Source organism: Achromobacter sp. GQ309, assembly GCF_059759315.1.
Genome location: NZ_JCAXDP010000002.1, coordinates 493621 through 513312, shown reverse-complemented (window position 1 = coordinate 513312; position 19692 = coordinate 493621). Strand labels below are relative to the sequence as shown.

The window sequence follows — 19692 nt, the reverse complement described above, 5'->3', positions numbered from 1 at the left end:
GAGTCGTCAGATTTAAGTCTGAAAGCAGCAAATGAATCAATATTGATTCAAATCATCCTTTCAGGTAGCATCGGCGTCTCTTTGAATTCAGAACGCGCAGCGCGGGGGTAGTGAATGAAGGTCAATCAAGCATGGCGGCTGCCCCTGGCGGTGTTGGCAACGGCAATCGGCTTGGCCGGTTGCGGCGGGTCCGATGGCGGTGAGCCGCAGGCGGCGGGGCCGCGTCCGGTCCAGGCGGTGGCGGTGCAACCCCAGCGCTACACGCTGATCAGCGAGCTGCCCGGCCGGGTCGAACCCATGCGCGTGGCCGAGGTCCGTGCCCGCGTGGCCGGCATCGTGCTGAGCCGCAACTTCGTGGAAGGTGCGGACGTCAAGGCCGGCGACGTGTTGTTCCGCATTGACCCGGCGCCGTTCAAGGCGGCCTTGTCACGTGCGGAAGGCGAGCTGGCCAAGGCCCAGGCCGCCGTGTCCGACGCACAGGCCGTGGTCAAGCGCTACACGCCCCTGGTCAAGATCGAAGCCGTCAGTCAGCAGGACTTCGACACGGCCAACACCACCCTCAAGAGCGCGTTGGCCGCGCGCCGCTCGGCCCAGGCCGATGTCGAGACCGCGCAGCTCAATCTGGACTACGCCACCGTGAAGGCGCCCATTTCGGGCCGCATCGGACGCGCGCAAGTGACCGAAGGCGCGCTGGTGGGCCAGAACGAGGCCACGCCGATGGCGACGATCCAGCAACTGGACCCGGTTTACGTGGACTTCAACCAGCCCGTCGGCGATATGCTGCGCATGCGCGCGGCCATGCAGAACGGCAGCCTGGGCGAAGGCGAGGGCGCCAGCATCTCCATCACGATCGACGGCACCGACCAGCAGCGCGAAGGGCGCCTCCTGTTCTCGGACATTGCCGTGGACCGCAGCACCGGCCAGGTGGCATTGCGCGGTGAGTTCGCCAACCCCGACGTGCTGCTGCTGCCGGGCATGTATGTGCGAGTGCGCACGCATCAAGGCGTGGACCCGGAGGCGATCCTGGTGCCGCAGCGCGCCGTCACGCGCAGCACCGATGGCAAGCCGCAGGTGCTGGTGGTCGGCGCGGACGACGTCGTGGAGACCCGCGCGGTGCAGACCGGCACGATGCGCGGCGGCGATTGGCACATCACCGAGGGCCTGGCCCCCGGCGACCGGGTGATCGTGGGCGGCGTCAGCGCCGCCGTGCCCGGCCAGAAAGTCAGCGTGACGCCGGTGAACGAGCCCAAGGTGGCCGCCGCCGGCGATGCCGCCGCGCCCGCCAAGCAATAAGCGGCCCTCATGAACCGCGCGCAAATCCGAGGTTAGACCATGTCCAAGTTTTTCATTGGCCGCCCCAATTTCGCCTGGGTGGTGGCCATCTTCATCTCGCTCGCGGGGCTGCTGGCGATTCCGTCGCTGCCCGTGTCGCAGTTTCCGGTGGTCGCGCCGCCGCAGGTGACCATCGCCGCCACCTATCCGGGCGCGTCCGCGACGGTGCTGGTCGATTCGGTGACCAGCGTCATCGAGGAAGAGCTGAACGGCGCGAAGAACATGCTGTATTACGAGTCGTCCAGCAGCTCGAGCGGCAGCGCCGAAATCACCGTCACGTTCCAGCCGGGCACGGACCCCGACCTGGCGCAGGTGGACGTGCAGAACCGCATCAAGAAGGCCGAGGCGCGTCTGCCGTCCGCCGTGACGCAGCAGGGTCTGCAGGTCGAGCAGGCCAGCTCGAACTTCCTGATGATCTACGCCCTGACGTACAAGGGCGATGACGCGCACAAGGACGTGGTCGGTCTGTCCGACTACGCCGCACGCCACATCAACAACGAAATCCGCCGCGTGAACGGCGTGGGCAAGGTGCAGTTCTTTGGCGCCGAAGCCGCCATGCGCGTGTGGATCGACCCGCAGAAGCTGCTGGGCCTGGGCTTGTCGGTGGCCGATGTCAACGCCGCGATTGCCGCGCAGAACGTGCAGGTGCCGGCCGGCAGTTTCGGCAGCCGCCCCGGCGCGCCCGAGCAGGAGCTGACCGCGACGCTGGCCGTGAAGGGCACGCTGGACAATCCGGACGAATTCGGGCGCATCGTGCTGCGCGCCAACCCGGACGGCTCGTCCGTGCGCCTGGCTGACGTAGCGCGTCTGGAAGTGGGACGCCAGAGCTACGACTTTGAAACGCGCCTGAACGGCAAGAAGTCGGTGGGTGCGGCGGTGCAGCTTGCGCCGGGCGCCAACGCCATCGACACCGTCAAGGCCGTGAACGCGCGCCTGGAAGAATTGTCGGCCTCGTTCCCCGAGGACGTTGAATATTCGGTGCCGTTCGACACGTCCAAGTTCGTCAGCGTGGCTATCACGAAGGTGGTGCACACGCTGCTGGAAGCGATGGTGCTGGTCTTCCTGGTGATGTTCCTGTTCCTGCAGAACTTCCGCTACACGCTGATTCCGACGATCGTGGTGCCGGTGTGTCTGCTGGGCACGTTTGCGGTGATGTCGGTGCTGGGCTTCTCGGTCAACATGATGACCATGTTCGGCATGGTGCTGGCCATCGGCATTCTGGTGGACGACGCCATCGTCGTGGTCGAGAACGTCGAACGCATCATGGCCGAGGAGGGGCTGTCGCCGCGCGAAGCCACGGTCAAGGCCATGGAGCAGGTGTCCGGCGCCATCGTCGGCATCACGCTGGTGCTGTCGGCGGTGTTCCTGCCGCTGGCCTTCATGAGCGGTTCCGTCGGTGTGATCTATCAGCAGTTCTCGCTGTCGCTGGCCGTGTCGATCCTGTTCTCGGGCTTCCTGGCCCTGACGTTCACGCCGGCCCTGTGCGCCACGTTCCTCAAGCCCATCCCCAAGGGCCATCACGACGAAAAGAAGGGCTTCTTCGGCTGGTTCAACCGCGTCTTCAACCGCCTGACAGGCCGCTTCGAGGCGCTGAATACGCGCCTGGTGCGCCGCACGGGCCGCTACATGGTCATCTACGCGGCCATCGTCGCGGTGCTGGCCGTGCTGTACGTGCGCGTGCCCGAATCGTTCGTTCCGCCGGAAGATCAGGGCTACGTCATCGTTGACGTCCAACTGCCGCCGGGCGCAACGCACATGCGCACCGACAAGGTGGTGGCCGACGTCGAACAGCACCTGCTGTCGCTGGACGCGATGGGCGACGCCTTCACCGTCATGGGATTCAGCTTTTCGGGCACCGGCCAGAACGCGGGCATTGCGTTCCCGACGCTCAAGGACTGGTCCGAGCGCGGCAAGGGCCAATCGGCCACCGACGTGGCGGATAGCGTGAACGCGAAATTTGCAGTGATCGACGACGGCGCGGTCATGGCCGTCAACCCGCCGCCCATCGAAGGCCTGGGCAACTCGGGCGGCTTCGCGCTGCGGTTGCAGGACCGGGGCGGACTGGGCCGTGCGGCGCTGACCGACGCTCGCAACCAGTTGCTGGCCCAGGCCAACAGCTCGCCCGTGATCGCCTACGCCATGATGGAAGGCCTGGCCGACGCGCCGCAGTTGCGCCTGGACATCGACCGCGAGAAGGCCGAGGCGCTGGGCGTGGGCTTTGACGTCATCAGCACGGCGATCTCTGCCGCCTATGGGTCGGCCACGGTCAATGACTTTGCCAACGCCGGACGACTGCAGCGCGTGGTGGTGCAGGCCGACGTACGTGACCGCATGACGCCGGAAAGCATCCTGCAACTGAACGTGCCCAACAAAACGGGCGGCATGGTTCCGCTCAGCGCGTTCGTCAAGACGGACTGGGAGAACGGCCCCGTGCAGATCTCCCGCTACAACGGCTATCCGGCCTTCAAGATCGCGGGCGACGCGATGCCCGGCAGCAGCACCGGCCAGGCGATGGCCGAGATCGAGCGCATCGTGGCGGGGCTGCCCGAAGGCATCGGTTACGAGTGGACGGGCCTGTCGTACCAGGAGAAGTTCGCCGGCTCGCAGGCGCCCATGCTGTTTGCGCTGGCGTTCCTGGTGGTGTTCCTGCTGATGGTTGCGCTGTATGAAAGCTGGTCGATTCCGGCGTCCGTGATGCTGATCGTGCCGATCGGCGCGCTGGGGTCGGTGCTGGCGGTGACGGTGCTGGGCATGCCGAACGACGTGTATTTCAAGGTGGGGCTCATCACCATCATCGGGCTGGCGGCCAAGAATGCCATCCTGATCGTGGAGTTTGCCAAGAGCCTGCGCGAACAGGGGCATTCGCTGGCCGACGCCGCCATCCAGGCCGCCAAGCTGCGCTTCCGTCCCATCGTCATGACGTCGCTGGCGTTCATCCTGGGCGTCGTGCCGCTGGCCCTGGCCTCCGGCGCGGGCGCGGCCAGCCAGCGCGCGCTGGGCGTGGGCGTGATCGGCGGCATGCTGACCGCCACGCTGCTGGGCGTGATCTTCGTCCCGATCTTCTTCGTGTGGGTGCTGTCGCTGGTGCAGCGCAAGCGGGGCAAAGACTCGCCCAAGTCCTCGCCTACCCCCGATGCCACGCCGCGCACGGTGCAGGAGTAATTCATGTTGCAGACCTTCTTTCCCCTGCGGATGTCCGCGCTGCTGCTGACCGTGGCGCTCGCGGGCTGCTCGCTGGCGCCTGTCTACGAACGTCCGGCGTCCCCCGTCGGTGACAACTGGAGCCTGGCATCGACCGGCCCCGGCGAATCCGCGGCGGCGACGCTGGACTGGCAGTCCTTCGTCACGGACGACGCCTTGCGCAAGCTGGTCGAGCTGTCGCTGGCCAACAATCGCGACCTGCGCCAGTCGCTGCTCAACATCGAGGCGGCCCGGGCGCAGTATCAGATCACGCGGGCCGACCGGCTGCCCGGCATCGATGCGCAGGGCACGGGCACGCGCCAGCGCGTCCCCGGCGACCTGAACACCACCGGCGAGTCGGCGGTGCAAAGCAGCTACCAGGCCGGCCTGGGCCTCACCGCCTTTGAACTGGACCTGTTCGGCCGCGTGCGCAGCCTGTCGGACGCGGCGTTGCAGGAGTACCTGTCGACCGAGGCCACGGCGCGCAGCGCGCAGATCAGCCTGGTGGCCGAGGTGATTCAGGCCTATGTGGCCCGCGACAGCGCGCAACGCCGCCTGGATGTCACGCGCCAGACCCTCGCCAGCCGCGAGGCGTCGCTGGAGCTGATCGTCAAGCGCCGCCAGGCGGGCACGGCGACGGCGCTGGACTACCAGGAAGCGCTGGGCCTGACCGAGCAGTCGCGCGCGGAACAGGAACGCATGGACCGCGAGGTCCGCCAGGCCGGGAATGCGCTCGGCCTGCTGGTGGGGATCAGCGACCTGTCGCCGTACCTGCCGGTGCGTACGGCCGATGCCCCGATGCTGGTGCAGGAGATCGCGGCGGGGGCGCCGTCGGCGCTGTTGGAAAATCGGCCGGACATCCTGGCCGCCGAACATCAGTTGCAGTCGCGCAACGCCAGCATCGGCGCGGCGCGGGCGGCGTTCTTTCCCAGCATTTCACTGACCGGGCTGTTCGGCAGTTCCAGCGCGGACCTGTCGGGCTTGTTTGAATCCGGCCAGCGTGCCTGGTCGTTCACGCCGCAGATCACGATGCCGATCTTTGCCGGCGGGCGCAATGTGGCCAATCTGGATTTGGCCACCGTGCGCAAGGACATCGCCGTGGCGCAGTATGAAAAGACGATCCAGACGGCGTTCCGCGAGGTGTCCGACGCGCTGGTGGCCACCGAGACGCTGCGCCGCGAAGAGGCCTCGCGCCTGGCGCTGGCGCAATCCAGCCAGATCGCCATGCAGTTGTCCGAGGCGCGCTATCGCGGCGGCGTCGACAGTCATCTGCGTTATCTGGACGCGCAGCGCAGCGCGTACACGGATCAGATCGCCTATATCGACGTCAGCGCCCAGCGCCAGGCGGCGCTGGCGACGCTGTTCAAGGCGCTGGGGGGCGGCTGGCCGGCCCAGCAGCCGCCGCAGGCGGCGCTGGACTGAGCGGGGCGGGCCGCGCCGAACCCGAACGGCGACGGCCCGGGCCCCTGCGCGCGCCGCCCATCGGGGCCCGCCCGCCGGCTACGCCTTGCGCAGCCCTGCCCGCGGCATGGACGGCTGACCCGCGCCGTCCAGTTCCACCGGCTGCTTGCCGCGCCCGATCAGCCACGCGCAGAACGCCGACACCACGCCCGCGAAGAGCACGTACAGGCAGATCAGCCACGGCTGCCCGCCGCCCGTCTTGAGCAGGGCGGTGGCAATGATGGGCGTGATGCCGGACGCGAAGATGCCCGAGAACTGATAGACGAACGAGATGCCGGTGTAGCGCACCTTGGCGTCAAACAGCTCGCAGAACAGCGCGGCCTCCGGGCCGTAGATGGCGGCATACAGGATCCCGAACGGAATGATGATGGCCAGCCAGATCAGCATCACGTTGCCGCCGCTGTTGATCATCATCCAGAAGCCGGGGAACGACGCCGCGGCGGTGATGAGCGATCCCCAGAAGTACACGCGCGTGCGGCCGATGCGGTCGGACAGGCGGCCGAAGAAGGGGATGAAGAAGCACATCACCAGCGCCGCCGCCATCACCCCGATCAACGCCTCGGTCCGCGTGATCTTGACCGACTGCGTCAGGAACGAGATCGAGAACACGCCAAAGACGTTGAAGAACACGCCGTCGATGTAGCGCGCGCCCATGCCCTTGACGACGTTGCCGGGATAGCGCCGCATCATGTCCATGAACGGGATGCGGCTTTCGGCGTTCTGCGCTTTGACCGCGGTGAACTCCGGCGTTTCCTTGATGTTGAGCCGGATGTACATGCCGACGGCCACCATGGCGGCGGACGCCAGGAAGGCGATGCGCCATCCCCACGCCATGAATTGTTCGTCGGTCAGCAGGACGGACAGCAGCGCCACCGTACCCGACGCCAGGCACAGCCCGATCGCCAGCCCGATCTGCGGCAACGACGCGTAAAAGCCTTTTTTCTCCGGTGGCGCGTATTCATAGGCCATGAGTACCGCGCCGCCCCATTCGCCGCCCAGCCCGATGCCCTGGAACACGCGCAAAAGAAGCAGCAGGATCGGCGCCCAGATGCCGATCATGTCGTACGTGGGCACCAGACCGATCAGGAAGGTGGCGATGCCCATGATCATCAGCGTCATCACCAGCATGCTCTTTCTGCCGATGCGGTCGCCGAAATGGCCGAAGATCAGCCCGCCCAGCGGGCGCGTGACGAAGCCGACGGCGAACGTCGTGTACGCCAGCATGGTCGAGACCAGTGGGTCCCCGGTGGGAAAGTACAGCTTGTTGAATACGATGCCGGCGACGACGCCATACAGGAAAAAGTCGTACCACTCGATGGTGGCGCCGATCAGCGAGGCGGTGACGACTTTGCGCACCGCCGCTTCGTTTTGCTTGGCCATGTCCAGTCTCCTTTGGTGGGTCGGCCTGGCAATCTGCGCTGCCGCGGCCGGGTCTGTCTGCGATATGGGTTTCCTAGCCGGGGTCCGTCATCTCCATCCGGGCGGGCGTGCGCAGGACTTGCGCGCGCGCCTGCCGCACGTCCTGCAGCATGAAATCCGCCGCGCGCTCGGCCAGCATCACGACCGGCGCGTTGGTGTTGCCCGAAACCAGCGTGGGCATGATCGAGCAATCCACCACGCGCAGCGCCGACACCCCGTGCACGCGCAGGCGCTCGTCCACGACGGCCAGCGGATCGCTGCGCGGTCCCATCTTCGCCGTGCCTGACGGGTGGAAGATGGTGGCGCCATACTCGCGGCAGAAATGCAGGATCTCGTCGTCCGTGTGCACGTCCGGGCCGGGCCGGAACTCACGTTTCATCAGGCCGGCCAGCGGCTCGGTCGCGGCGACCTGGCGCGCATACCGCACGGCGGCCACCGCCATGCGGCGGTCCAGGTCCGTCGACAGGTAATTGGGCTGCATGGACGGCGCCTCGAACGGGTCCGTGCTGCGCAGGCGCACCCGGCCGCGCGAGGTCGGGCGCAACTGGCACACCGAATAGGTGCAGCCGGAAAACGGATGCACCTTGCCGCCCGCCATGTCGGCGGACAGGGTCGCGAAATGGAACTGGGTGTCGGGCGTGCGGCTGGCCGGATCGACGCGGCAGAAAAGACCGCCCTGATTGATGCCCACGGCCAGCGGCCCGCTGCGCAGCAGCAGCCATTGCAGCCCCATGCGCACCCGGCCGGTCAGGCTGCGCAACTGGTCGTTGGTGGTGATGGGGCGGGTGGTCTCGTAGATCAGGCGGATCTGAAGATGATCCTGCAGGTTTTCGCCCACGCCGGGCAGGTCGCGCACGACGCCGATGCCGAACTCGCGCAGCAGGCTGGCGGGCCCGACGCCGGATAGCTGAAGCAGTTGCGGCGATTGCAGGGCGCCCGCGCACAGCACGACTTCGCGCCGGGCGCGCAGCGTGCGGACCTGGCCGCCTTGCCGGTAGCGCACGCCGCAGGCGCGGCTGCCTTCGAACAGTACGCCCATCGCGTGCGCATCGGTCTCGATGCGCAGGTTGGGGCGGTCTTGCGCGGGGCGCAGGTAAGCCACGGCGGTGGAGCAGCGGCGGCCGTTGCGCGTGGTCAGCTGGTAATAGCCCACGCCCTCCTGGTCGCCGCTATTGAAGTCGCGCACGTGCGGCACGCCCAGCTTGCCCGCGGCGGCGATCAGCGCTTCCACCAGCGGATGCGGCGTCTTGATGGACGTGGCGTTCAGCGGACCCTCGGTACCGCGGGTGGGGCCGGGTCCCAGGTCGTTGTTCTCCAGCTTGCGAAACCACGGCAGGCAGTCGTCCCAGCCCCAGCCCGCGTTGCCGGCCCCCGCCCACGCATCGTAGTCTTCGCGCTGTCCGCGGATGTAGATGAGGCCGTTGATGGCGCTGGATCCGCCCAGCGTGCGGCCGCGCGGCCAGTAGATGCGCCGGTCCAGCATGTTGGGATCCGGGTCCGTGTAGAAGCCCCAGTTCACCACCTTGTGGAACATCGTCTTGCCGTAGCCGATCGGAATGTGGATCCACGGATAGGTGTCCTTGGGACCGGCCTCCAGCAGGCACACCGAGTGCGCGCCGTCCGCACTCAACCGGTTCGCCATCACGCATCCGGCCGAGCCGGCGCCCACCACGATGTAATCGACGGTATCGGACATATCCGCGCGGTCTCCCTTATATTGTTCGGCAGGTCCGACCGGCTCGCGCTCCGCAATGCGGACCAGGCCGGCATCTGAGGCGATTCTAGGAAGCGCGCACACAGAACAAAGCACAACACGCGCTGGGGCAGACAAATGGAACAGAACATGCAGCGTCGGTTTCAAAATCGCAGTGCAGCATCGGAACAGGCTGTCAACGGCCGGTCCGATGACAGCGGCGGGCACCAGGAAGCCGCCCGTTCGCTGCGGGCATTGCTGGTGCTGGATCACCTGGCCCGCGCGCAGCATCCGCCCACGCTCGCGCAGTTGGCGCAACGGCTCGACATGCCCAAGACCACGCTGATGCGCCTCTTGGCGGCCATGCAGCGCGCGGGCTTTGTGGCCGCCACCCCGACTGAAAACGGCTTCGTGACGGGGCCGCAGGCGACAGCGCTGGCGCTGGCTACGCTGCGCGCCAGCGCCTTCACGCGCGCATGCCGCGCGGTGCTGACCAAGCTGGTGGGCACGTTGGGCGAAACGTGCAACCTGACCGCGCCGGACGGCGACCAGGTCGTCTACATGGAACGCGTCGAGACGTCCGAGCCCCTACGCCTGTTCTTTGCCGTGGGCAGCCACGTGCCCATGCATTGCACGGCCAGCGGCAAGCTGTTTCTGGCGTCGATGAACCGCCTTGAGCGCAGCCACGTGCTGGCGCGTCTGCCGCTTACGCGCAATACGCCGCGCACGTTCACCGACCCGGCCAAGCTGGACGCCGAGCTGGAGCGGCTGGCCGTGCGCGGCATCGGCATCGACAACGAGGAGTTCGTGCGCGGCATGAGCGCGGTGGCGGTGCCGGTGCGCGATGGCGAGGACCGCGTGGTGGCGGCTGTGGCCTGCCACGCGCCGACCGCGCGGGTGATGCTGGACGATCTGTTGCGTGCGGTGCCGGTGCTGCAAGGCGCCGCGCAGTCGCTGCACGACGTGCTGGCGGCGCACCGGCCGGGCGGTTAGGAAGGGTGCGGGGCGCTCAGTGGCTCATGCGGCCGCCGCTTACCATCCACCGCGTGCCATACCGGTCGACCAGCGCGCCGTAGGCTTCGGCCCAGAAGGTCTTTTGCAGCGGCATCGTGACGCTGCCGCCTTCGGCCAGATGCTCGAACACGCGATGTGCGTCCGATACGGTGGGATACACCAGCGCCAGCGCTACCCCACGGTTGCCGGGGTAGGGATGGCCGGCGGTGGCGTCGCTGCCCAGCAAGGTCTGTTCGTCCAGCGTCAGGCGGGCGTACATGATGCGCCCGGCGTCCTCGTCCGACAGCACCGGCATGGCGGCATCGGGCGGCGCATCGGCGTAGCGGACCAGCGCGTCAAGGCGGCCGCCCAGCACGCGTTCGTAAAAGCGCATGGCCTCGGCGCAGTTGCCGTCAAAACTGAGGTATGCGGATAACTGGGGCATGATGGCTCCGTGCGTGGCCGGGGGTGGGGTTGGGGCTGGGGTGCGGTGCGTCCGCATGGGCAAGGCGGGCGGGGCAGGCCTATGATGGGAGTCTGATCCGATTACGGCCGGGAGACAATCCATGCAACTAGGAAGCTGCCACTGCGGACAGATCGCCTATGAAGTCGATGGCGATTTGTCGCAGGTGTTGGAATGCAACTGCTCGCACTGCAGCCGCAAGGGCTATCTGCTGTGGTTCGTGCCGCGCGCCGCCCTGCGCATCACGTCCTCCACGCAGGCCATGTCGACGTATACCTTCAACAAACACGTGATCTCGCACCATTTCTGCGCCAACTGCGGCTGTGCGCCCTTCGGGTTCGGGGTCGGGGCAGAAGGCAAGGAAACGGCTGCGGTCAACGTGCGTTGCCTGGAAAACGTCGACCTGAATACGCTGACCCGCATTCCGTACGACGGCCGCAACACCTGAGCGGCCGGCTGCGTTCCTGAACGGATCAAAAGGGGGCCGCCGCGATGCGGTGGGCCGATGTGTTTTTTCACGATGGAGAGGGGCAATGAGCACGGTAAGGCTGCTGAGCGATGACGAGATCCGCAGAAGTCCCGAGGCATGGGCGGTGTTCGAGGACATCCGCGCCACGCGCAAGTCGGACTTCGTCAACAACTTCTGGCGGGCGCTGGCCAACGATCCCCCGCGGATGCGCAGCGTCTGGGAGCAGCTCAAGACGGTGATGATGGCCGAGGGCGAGCTCTCGCCGCTGGTGCGTGAAATGATCTACATCGCGGTGTCCACCGCCAATGGCTGCTCGTATTGCGTCCATTCCCACACGGCCTCGGCCCGGGCCAAGGGCATGACCGATGGCCAGCACGCCGAACTGCTGGCGGTGATGGCGATGGCGTCGCAGACCAACGCGCTGGCGACGGCGCTGCAGGTGCCCGTGGACGATGCCTTCCACGTGAAATGACCAGGAGGCGGCCATGTCGCTGATTCCCTTGTTTCCGCTGTCCAATGCGCTGTTTCCCGCGGGCGTGGTGCATCTGCGCATCTTCGAGGTCCGCTATCTGGACATGATCCGGCGCAGCATCGCCGACAACACCGAGTTCGGCATCGTGGGCCTGTTGGCCGGCAGCGAGGTCCGCTCGCCCGAGGGCGTCGAGACGCTGTCGCCCGTGGGCACCATGGCGCGGGTCGAAACCTGGGAGGCGCCCATGCCGGCCTTGCTGGAAATCCGGTGCCGGGGCACCTCGCGCTTTAGGCTGCGGTCCAGCGAGGTGGCAAAATACGGCCTTTGGATGGGCGAGGCCGAGCCCATTGCCGATGACCCGCCCACGCCCGTGCCCGCGGCCATGCAGGCCAGCGCCGATGCGCTGGGGCGCCTGGTGGCGCAGTGGCAGCAGGACGGCGTGCCCGCCGAAAGAATGCCGCTGGCGCCGCCGTTCCGGCTGGACGATTGCGGCTGGGTGGCAAACCGCTGGTGCGAACTCTTGCCGCTGCCCCCGGACGACAAGGCGACACTGCTGGGCCTGACCGACCCGGTGGCGCGCCTGGCCGCGATCCAGGACGTGCTGCGCGGACAGGGGCTGGCGTAGGGCGCCGCCCGACTTTATTTGGACACCATGGAAATCAGAGTAGACGAAGGCCTGCGTGCCTATATAGACCCGCTGACCGAGGACGAACACGCTGCGCTGGAGCGCAGCCTGCTGGCCGAGGGGTGCCGCGACGCCCTGGTCCTGTGGGGCGACCTGCTGATCGACGGGCACAACCGTTACGCCATCTGCGTCAAGCACAACATCCCGTTCCAGACGATTCAGCATCCGCACTTCAAGTCCATGGACGACGTGCATCTGTGGATGATCGAGAACCATCTGGGCCGGCGCAGCGTGTCGGACTTCCAGCGCGGGGTGTTGGCGCTTCGCAAGAAGGAAATCCTGCTGGCGCGCACCGGCCCGCAAGCGGGAGCCGTGGCCGAAGGTGGGCAGGACGGCGGCGGCCAAGGATCGCCGGTCGACGGTACGCCGGCGGACGATTCCCCGCCTTGGGACGAGGACGCGCCCGGGGCCAGCGCCGCGCCGATGCGCGGGCATGCCAATCCCGATTGGAAGCCCGCCGTCCCCAGCCGCCAGGCGCTGGCGCGCGCCGCCCGCATCAGCAGCAATACCCTCAATCAGATCGAAAAGATCCAGAAGTCCGCGGCGCCGGAACTGGTGCGGGCGGTGAAGGAAGGCGCCATCTCCATCAACGCCGCGGCGGCCGTGGCGTCGCTGCCGGCCGAACGGCAGACCGCCGCCGTTGCAGGCGGACGCAAGGAACTGCAGCAGGCCGCCCGGGAGGTCCGGCAGGCCAAGGCGCCGCCGCCGCGCGAGGCGCCGCCGGAAGAACCTATTGAAAACATCGCGGACATGCCGGCGGAAATCGCGCGGCTGCGCCAGTTGCTGGCCAAGCTGACCGATGAACGCGACCAGCTCAAGAAGAAGGTCATGCACCTGACTGTCGCGTTGTCGGAAGCCCGCAGCGGATCCGGCAGCGGGGATGATTGAGTATCGATGCAGGAATAAGGGATAACCCTTAAGCCGCATAATCCACGAAAAAAATTCGTGGATCGCTGGGAATTTATATCGTTTTGAGGAAAGGCTTGCGCGGCTTTGTAATGCAGGTTCGCTTCAACGCTTCCTGCATTCACACCTGACTTTCCTTATGAATCCCATCGGATATCGCATTCTTTCCCGGCCCGAGACGGCCGTCGCCGCCGACGTGCTGGCCGGTTTTGCCAGCATCGGCTCGGCCCAGATCAGCGACTGCATGAATCGCCTGTACGGCGTGTCGGGCCTGCGTCCGCTGCATAACGGCGCGCGCCGTACGGTGGGCGTGGCCCTCACGGTCAAGACCCGTCCGGGCGATAACCTGATGATCCACAAGGCGATTTCGCTGGGCGGCGCGGGCGACGTGATCGTCGTGGACGGCTCGGGCGACACCAGCAACGCGCTGGTTGGCGAACTGATGATGATGGATGCGCAGTCGCGCGGCATCGAAGGCTTCGTGATCGACGGCGCGGTGCGCGATGCGGACGTGTTCGCCCAGGGCGAATTCGGCTGCTTTGCGCGCGACGTGTCGCACAAGGGGCCCTACAAGGACGGCCCGGGCGAGATCAACGTGCCCGTGTCGGTCGGCGGCCAGGTGGTCAATCCCGGCGACGTGGTCGTGGGCGATGCCGACGGCGTGGTGGTGATTCCCGCCGAACACGCCAGCGCCGTGCTGGCGCTGGCGCTGAAGAAGGAAGCCGACGAAGTCGTGGCCAAGGAAAAGCTGCGCGCCGGCACGTACACCAAGCCGTGGCTGGAAAAGACGCTGGCGGAAAAGATGGGAGCGGCAAAATGAGCATCGTTGCCGACCGCATCAAGCGCATCAAGCTGTCGCCCAGCGTCGCCGCGCGCGCCATCATTGCGGAACTGCGCGAGCAGGGCCGCCGCATCATCGACCTGACCATCGGCGAACCGGATTTTTCGACGCCCGAACACATCCGCCAGGCCGCCACCGCCGCCATGAACCGCGGCGAAACCAAGTACCCGCCGGCGCAGGGCACCGTGGCCCTGCGCAAGGCCGCAGCCGCCCATCTGCGGGAAGCGACCGGCGTGGAATACCCGGCATCGCGCGTCATCGTCAGCACCGGCGCCAAGCAGGTGATCTTCAATGGCCTGGCCGCGACGCTGAACGACGGCGACGAAGTGCTGATCCCCGCGCCGTTCTGGGTGTCGTACCCGGACATGGTCCTGGTCAACGGCGGCGTGCCGGTGGCCGTGGAAACGTCGCCCGCCACCGATTACAAGGTGACCCCCGACGCGCTGGAACGCGCCATCACGCCCCGCACCAAGTGGCTGATGATGAATGCCCCCAGCAACCCGACGGGCTCGGTCTACAGCGCGGACGAACTGCGTGGTCTGACCGAGGTCCTTGCGCGTCATCCGCACGTCTGGCTGATGACCGACGACATCTACGCGCGCCTGAACTTCACCGGCGAGCCGACGGTGCATCCGCTGCAAGTGGCGCCGGAACTGGCCGCCCGCACGCTGGTCGTCAATGGCGTGTCCAAGGCCTATGCCATGACGGGCTGGCGCATCGGCTACGGCGCTGGTCCCGATGAACTGATTAAGGCAATGGCGATCCTGCAGTCGCAAAGCACATCGGGCGCCTCGTCGGTCAGCCAGGCGGCCGCGCTGGAAGCGCTGACGGGGCCGCAGGACTGCGTTGTTGAATTCGCCAAAGTGTTCCGCGAGCGCCGCGACCTGGCGATCGCCGAATTGTCCGGCGCGCCGGGCCTGGACATCGTCGTGCCGCAGGGCGCGTTCTATGTCTTTCCGGACTGCTCGGGCCTCTTGGGCAAGAAGACGCCGGCCGGCGACGTGATCGCCAGCGACACGGACCTCACGCACTACCTGCTGCGCGAAGCCGGCGTGGCGGTTATCGACGGCCATGCCTACGGCGCGCCCGGCACGTTCCGGTTGTCGTTTGCCGCCTCGCTGGACGATATCCGGCAGGGATGCGCGGCCATCCGCGAGGCCTGCGCCAAGCTGGCCTGACGGGCCACGCTTTCGCACCCATACGGCGTCATCGCCAGTCTGTACACCTAACAACCATTCAAGGGGAATGAACCATGAAGCGTCACACTCTCATCGCCGCCAGCCTCGCCCTGGCTTCGCTGGCCGCAGGCGGAATTGCCCACGCCGACCAGCTTGACGACATCAAGGCGCGCGGCGAGCTGGTTTGCGGCACGCTGGGCACGTCGCAGCCGTTCAGCTTCCAGGACGGCGCGACGCGCCAGCTGGTGGGCTATGACGTGGACGTGTGCAAGCTCGTCGCGGACAAGCTGGGCGTCAAGGTCAACTACAAGCTGCTGTCGGTGGCGGCGCGCGTGCCGGAACTGAACGAAGGGCGCGTGGACATCCTGGCGGCCAACCTGGGCTATTCGCCCGACCGCGCGCAGCAGATCGCCTTCAGCCACGCGTACTACGTCAGCCCGCAAAAGCTGATGGTGCGCAAGGATTCGGGCCTGGACTCGATCGAAGCCCTGAACGGCCGCCGCATCGGCGCGACCAAGGGTTCCAGCTCCGAGCGCGAGATCAAGCGCATTCTCGACAAGTCGCAGGTGATCGGCTACGGCGACAGCTCGGCCACGTACCTGGCGCTGCAGCAGAAGAAGGTGGACGCGCAGTTTGCGTCGGAGCTGGTGCTGGCGCGACTGGTGCTGCAAAGCCCGCCCACCGCGCCCGTCACTGTTATCGGCAAGGCCGTGTTCGATGAGCCGTGGGGCCTGGGCGTGCGCAAGTCCGAGCCGCGATTCCTGGAAACGGTGAATCAGGCGCTGGACGAGGCCGAAACCTCGGGCGCGGCTGCCAAGCTGTTCGACAAGTGGTTTGGCCCCGACACCCCCTACAAGCTGGAGCGCGGCTTCAAAATCGGCCCGATCGCCGGCTAAGGGGTCGATCCGAGCGCTGCCGTTCGCCAGTATCCGTCACGGCTTCCCGCGTCTTGCAAGGCGATGCGCGGGAAGCCGTGATGCTTGGCGTTGCACGCCCGAACGCAGGAGATTGACAGGTTTATGAGCTTTCTAGACGCTTCCCAATACCAGCTGCTGCTCAGCGGCATGGCGGTCACCGTGCAACTGTTTCTTGTTGCATGGGTGATGGCGTTTTCCATCGCGGTGACGCTGGTGGTGGTGCGCGCCACCAACCTGGCGCCATGCCGCTGGGTGGTCGACGCCTATGTGGAATACCACCGCAATGTGCCGCTGCTGGTGCAGGTGCTGTTCTGGTACTTCGGCATGCCCGAGCTGCTGCCCGAAGGATTCCGCATGTGGCTGTATGCGCACAACGCCGAAATGTCGCTGGCCGCGATCGCGCTGGCGCTGGGGTCGGCCGCCTACATCGCCGAAGACATCCGCAGCGGGCTGCGCGCCATTCCCGGCACCCAGTTCGAGGCTGCCCGCGCGCTGGGCGCCAGCTACCTGCAATGCATGCGCTTCGTCATCGTGCCGCAGGCGCTGCGCATCTCCATTCCGCCGCTGGTCGGACGCGCGCTGCTGCTCTTCAAGAACACCAGCGTGGCTATGGCGATCGGTGTGATGGAGCTGACCTACCAGGCGCGGGAAATCGAGAACGAGACCTACCGCACCTTCGCCACCTTCGGCGCGGCGACGATCATGTACCTGCTGGGATCGTTCCTCATCATGGCGCTCGGATCGCGCATCTACGCCCGTTATCGTCTGAACCGCGGAGGCCATGGTGCTTGATCTCCTGATGCAATACTGGCCCACGCTGCTGGTGGGCCAATACCCCAACGGTCCGCTCGGCGGACTGGCACTGACGCTCATCCTGGCCGCGCTGGGTCTGGCGATGTCCCTGCCGCTGGCGCTCTTGATCGCGCTGGCCAGGGTGAGTCCCTACGGGTGGCTGCGCACGGCCAGCAAGGCGCTGGTCAATGTGGTGCGCGGCATGCCGCTGCTGATGCTGATTTTCTGGGCCTACTTCGTGGTGCCCAAGATCACCGGCCAGGTGGTCAGCGGCTTCTGGACGCTGATCTTTGCCCTGGTGGTGTACGAAAGCGCCTACCTGTCCGAGGTCATCCGTTCGGGTATCGAGGCGGTGCCGCGCGGGCAGATCGAGGCCTCGCGCTCGCTGGGCGTGGGCTACTGGACGACGATGCGCAAGGTGGTGCTGCCGCAGGCGCTGTTCAACGTGCTGCCCAGCATGACCAGCCAGTTCGTGTCCACCGTCAAGGAAACCTCGCTGGGCTACGTCATCAGCGTCAACGAGCTGACGTTTGCCGCCAACCAGGTCAACAACCTGGTGCTGACCCAGCCGCTGCAGGTGTTCGGCATTCTGGCCATCATCTACTTCATCGTGTGCTTCAGCCTGAGCCGTGGCTTGAGCTGGCTGGACCTGCGCATCCGCCGCACGCGGGCCATGGCTTAAAGGAACAAAAACATGATCAAACTCGAGAAAGTGAACAAGTGGTACGGCGAGCATCATGTGCTCAAGGATGTGGACCTGTCGGTGGCGCGCGGCGAGGTGCTGGTGGTGTGCGGACCCTCGGGGTCCGGCAAGTCCACGATGATCCGCACGATCAACCGCCTGGAACCCATCGAAAAGGGCCGCATCCTGATCGACGGCGCGGATATCTACGGCAAGGGCGCCAACCTGAACGCGCTGCGCCAGAAGATCGGCTTCGTGTTCCAGCAGTTCAACCTGTTTCCGCACATGAGCGTGCTGGAAAACGTGATCTTCGCGCCCGTGAACATCCGCAAGCAGCCCCGCAAGGAAGCTGTGGAGCTGGCGCGCAGCCTGCTTGACCGCGTGGGATTGGCGCACAAGATCGATGCCTATCCGGGATCGCTGTCGGGCGGGCAGCAGCAGCGCGTGGCGATCGCGCGCGCGCTGGCGCTGCAACCGCCCGTCATGTTGTTCGACGAGCCGACCAGCGCGCTGGATCCGGAAATGGTGGGCGAGGTGCTTCAGGTGATGAAGGGCCTGGCCAAGGACGGCATGACGATGGTGTGCGTGACGCATGAAATGGGCTTTGCGCGCGACGTCTGCGACCGCGTGGTGTTCATGGACGCGGGCGAAATCCTGGAGATGGATACGCCCGAGCGCTTCTTCAGCGCGCCGGCGCATCCGCGCGCGCAGCGCTTCCTGGCGGACATCCTGCATCCGCGGGGTTGATCCGCGCCGATCGTCCGCGGTGGTAATGTCTGGGGTTTCCATGCGCTTTTCTTCGACCGCGGCGATGTACACCCTCAAGCAATTGGAGGCCTTTTACTGGAGTTCCGAACTGGGCAGCTTCAGCGCGTCGTCGCGCAAGCTGCACACCACCCAATCGGCCGTGGCCAAACGGGTGGGGGAACTCGAGGCCTTTGCCGGCGCGCCCCTGTTCGAGCGGCGCGCCAAGAAACTCCTGATGACCCCGCAGGGCCGCAAGCTGTTCGAGCTGGCCAGCCAGATGCTGGAGCTGAACAGCCGCATCGTGCAGAACATGGCCGATCCGGCCAGCTTCGAAGGCGTGGTGCGTCTGGGCGTGACGGAACTGGTGGGCATGACCTGGCTGGCCGGGCTGATCAAGCAGATCAGCCAGCGCTACCCCCGCGTGCAGTTGATGCCCGAGATCGATGGCGGCATCACGCTCTATGAACGGCTGGAGCAGGACGAACTGGATCTGGCGATCATGCCCGGCCCGTTCTGGGGCTACCAGTACGATTGCACGCACCTGGGGGCGGTCACCAATGTCTGGATGGCGAGTCCGGCGCTGGACATCGATGTCGCTGCCGCGTTGACGCCGCAGGATCTGGCGCCGTATCCGGTGATCTCGCAGCCCACCAATTCCGCGCTATCGCATCTGTACGACGCATGGTTCGCGGAACAGGGGATGCCGGTCAAGCGTGTGCTGACCTGCAACAGCCTGGGCATGATGGCGCAGCTGACGATGCTGGGATTGGGGATCAGTTACCTGCCGGGCGCGTACTTTGCGCCGCTGGTGGCGCGCGGGGCGCTGTGCCAGTTGAATGTGCAGCCGGACCTGCCGACCATCAATTACTACGCGGTGCACAAAAAGAACATCGTCAATCCGGTCGTATCCCGGGTGATCGACATTGCGCGCGAGGAATGCGCGTTCGAGGTGGCGGGGGCCTTCCTGCCCCATGTGCCGCCGGCGGCGCGGCCCATCGAGGCAGGGGAAGGCGGCTTGCCGGATGGGAATCCGGCCGGCCGGCGCGCTTAACCGCAGCGGATCGCCGTCATCACGTCCTTGTCGTCCACGATGAGGTTCAGGCGGGTGTTGTTGTATTCCATGGTGACCAGCTGGCCCGGACGCAGCATGCGCGCTGTGGCGCTGCCGCTGCGCGTGCGCAGGTCTTCCATGACGGACGGCGTGGCTTTCTGACCGATCTGCGATTGCAGCGGGCCGGCGTCGCAGGTCTTGCCGGTGCTGCTGCCGGGCATGGCCGAGGACGAACCGTAGGAAGAGCCGGCGCCGGTGCTCGATGAAGAGGATGCGCTCGAGGAGCTGGAGGCCGGCGCGCTGGACGTACGCGAACCGCCGGTATTGGCGCACGCAGCCAGGCTGGCAACCAGCAGGAAGGGGATCAGCTTGCGGATCATGTAGGACTCCTTACAACGAGCGGACAAAAAG

Annotated in this window: 19 protein-coding genes; 15 read left to right on the top strand and 4 right to left on the bottom strand. The window is 66.4% G+C overall.

The genetic code is table 11. The features are described 5' to 3' along the window. The first annotated feature begins 114 nt into the window (after positions 1-114). The 3 genes from AC6CIE_RS07650 to AC6CIE_RS07640 are packed head-to-tail and all read left to right on the top strand — an operon-like array spanning position 115 to position 5934. Complete coding sequence (locus AC6CIE_RS07650) at positions 115-1293, top strand: efflux RND transporter periplasmic adaptor subunit (protein ID WP_498091869.1); 1179 nt, start codon at positions 115-117, stop codon at positions 1291-1293. 39 nt (positions 1294-1332) lie between these two features. Beyond that, positions 1333-4494 (top strand): multidrug efflux RND transporter permease subunit, encoded by a 3162-nt coding sequence (locus tag AC6CIE_RS07645; protein WP_481145703.1) that lies wholly within the window; start codon positions 1333-1335, stop codon positions 4492-4494. Between the two features lie 3 nt (positions 4495-4497). Beyond that, on the top strand, positions 4498-5934 hold the full coding sequence (locus AC6CIE_RS07640) for an efflux transporter outer membrane subunit (RefSeq protein WP_498091867.1): 1437 nt from the start codon (positions 4498-4500) through the stop codon (positions 5932-5934). Positions 5935-6012: 78 nt separating this feature from the next. Here AC6CIE_RS07640 and AC6CIE_RS07635 read toward each other — a convergent pair whose 3' ends face one another. After that, a complete protein-coding gene (locus tag AC6CIE_RS07635; RefSeq protein WP_175121799.1) occupies positions 6013-7353 on the bottom strand; it encodes an MFS transporter in 1341 nt (446 codons plus the stop codon). Between the two features lie 73 nt (positions 7354-7426). Beyond that, on the bottom strand, positions 7427-9088 hold the full coding sequence (locus tag AC6CIE_RS07630; RefSeq protein ID WP_498091865.1) for a GMC family oxidoreductase: 1662 nt from the start codon (positions 9086-9088) through the stop codon (positions 7427-7429). A 135-nt stretch (positions 9089-9223) separates the two neighbouring features. Here AC6CIE_RS07630 and AC6CIE_RS07625 point away from each other — a divergent pair, with 135 nt between their 5' ends. Then, entirely contained in the window at positions 9224-10078 is an 855-nt protein-coding gene (locus AC6CIE_RS07625; protein WP_498091863.1) for an IclR family transcriptional regulator, read from the top strand. Between the two features lie 16 nt (positions 10079-10094). On the opposite strand, the gene AC6CIE_RS07620 is transcribed toward AC6CIE_RS07625, so the two are convergent. Continuing rightward, positions 10095-10523, bottom strand: coding sequence for a VOC family protein (locus tag AC6CIE_RS07620; RefSeq protein WP_175121796.1), 429 nt, complete (start codon positions 10521-10523; stop codon positions 10095-10097). Positions 10524-10644: 121 nt separating this feature from the next. Here AC6CIE_RS07620 and AC6CIE_RS07615 point away from each other — a divergent pair, with 121 nt between their 5' ends. The 11 genes from AC6CIE_RS07615 (at position 10645) to AC6CIE_RS07565 (ending at position 19281) form a co-directional block, all read left to right on the top strand. Next, entirely contained in the window at positions 10645-10989 is a 345-nt protein-coding gene (locus AC6CIE_RS07615; RefSeq protein WP_498091861.1) for a GFA family protein, read from the top strand. Positions 10990-11074: 85 nt separating this feature from the next. Further along, entirely contained in the window at positions 11075-11482 is a 408-nt protein-coding gene (locus tag AC6CIE_RS07610; protein WP_175121794.1) for a carboxymuconolactone decarboxylase family protein, read from the top strand. A 13-nt stretch (positions 11483-11495) separates the two neighbouring features. Next, entirely contained in the window at positions 11496-12107 is a 612-nt protein-coding gene (locus AC6CIE_RS07605; protein ID WP_175121793.1) for an LON peptidase substrate-binding domain-containing protein, read from the top strand. Between the two features lie 27 nt (positions 12108-12134). Next, a complete protein-coding gene (locus AC6CIE_RS07600) occupies positions 12135-13055 on the top strand; it encodes a ParB N-terminal domain-containing protein (RefSeq protein WP_498091859.1) in 921 nt (306 codons plus the stop codon). Between the two features lie 157 nt (positions 13056-13212). Beyond that, positions 13213-13893 carry an RraA family protein gene (locus tag AC6CIE_RS07595; protein ID WP_498091857.1) on the top strand — a complete coding sequence of 227 codons (681 nt, stop codon included), beginning with the start codon at positions 13213-13215 and terminating at the stop codon, positions 13891-13893. Beyond that, the gene (locus AC6CIE_RS07590) at positions 13890-15092 is read left to right on the top strand and encodes an aminotransferase class I/II-fold pyridoxal phosphate-dependent enzyme (RefSeq protein ID WP_498091855.1); all 1203 of its coding nucleotides are present in this window, start codon (positions 13890-13892) and stop codon (positions 15090-15092) included. Before AC6CIE_RS07595 ends, AC6CIE_RS07590 begins: the two co-directional genes overlap by 4 nt. A gap of 74 nt (positions 15093-15166) precedes the next feature. Beyond that, positions 15167-15988: an ABC transporter substrate-binding protein gene (locus tag AC6CIE_RS07585; protein WP_175121789.1), complete on the top strand. Its 822-nt coding sequence runs from the start codon at positions 15167-15169 to the stop codon at positions 15986-15988. A gap of 123 nt (positions 15989-16111) precedes the next feature. After that, positions 16112-16801 (top strand): amino acid ABC transporter permease, encoded by a 690-nt coding sequence (locus tag AC6CIE_RS07580; RefSeq protein ID WP_175121788.1) that lies wholly within the window; start codon positions 16112-16114, stop codon positions 16799-16801. After that, entirely contained in the window at positions 16794-17483 is a 690-nt protein-coding gene (locus AC6CIE_RS07575; protein ID WP_175122014.1) for an amino acid ABC transporter permease, read from the top strand. The genes AC6CIE_RS07580 and AC6CIE_RS07575 overlap by 8 nt, the downstream gene beginning before the upstream one ends. A gap of 12 nt (positions 17484-17495) precedes the next feature. Next, positions 17496-18230: an amino acid ABC transporter ATP-binding protein gene (locus tag AC6CIE_RS07570; protein ID WP_175121787.1), complete on the top strand. Its 735-nt coding sequence runs from the start codon at positions 17496-17498 to the stop codon at positions 18228-18230. A gap of 25 nt (positions 18231-18255) precedes the next feature. Beyond that, a complete protein-coding gene (locus AC6CIE_RS07565; protein ID WP_376784665.1) occupies positions 18256-19281 on the top strand; it encodes a LysR family transcriptional regulator in 1026 nt (341 codons plus the stop codon). Here AC6CIE_RS07565 and AC6CIE_RS07560 read toward each other — a convergent pair. Continuing rightward, entirely contained in the window at positions 19278-19661 is a 384-nt protein-coding gene (locus AC6CIE_RS07560; protein ID WP_175121786.1) for an I78 family peptidase inhibitor, read from the bottom strand. The genes AC6CIE_RS07565 and AC6CIE_RS07560 overlap by 4 nt on opposite strands. Positions 19662-19692: the final 31 nt, after the last annotated feature.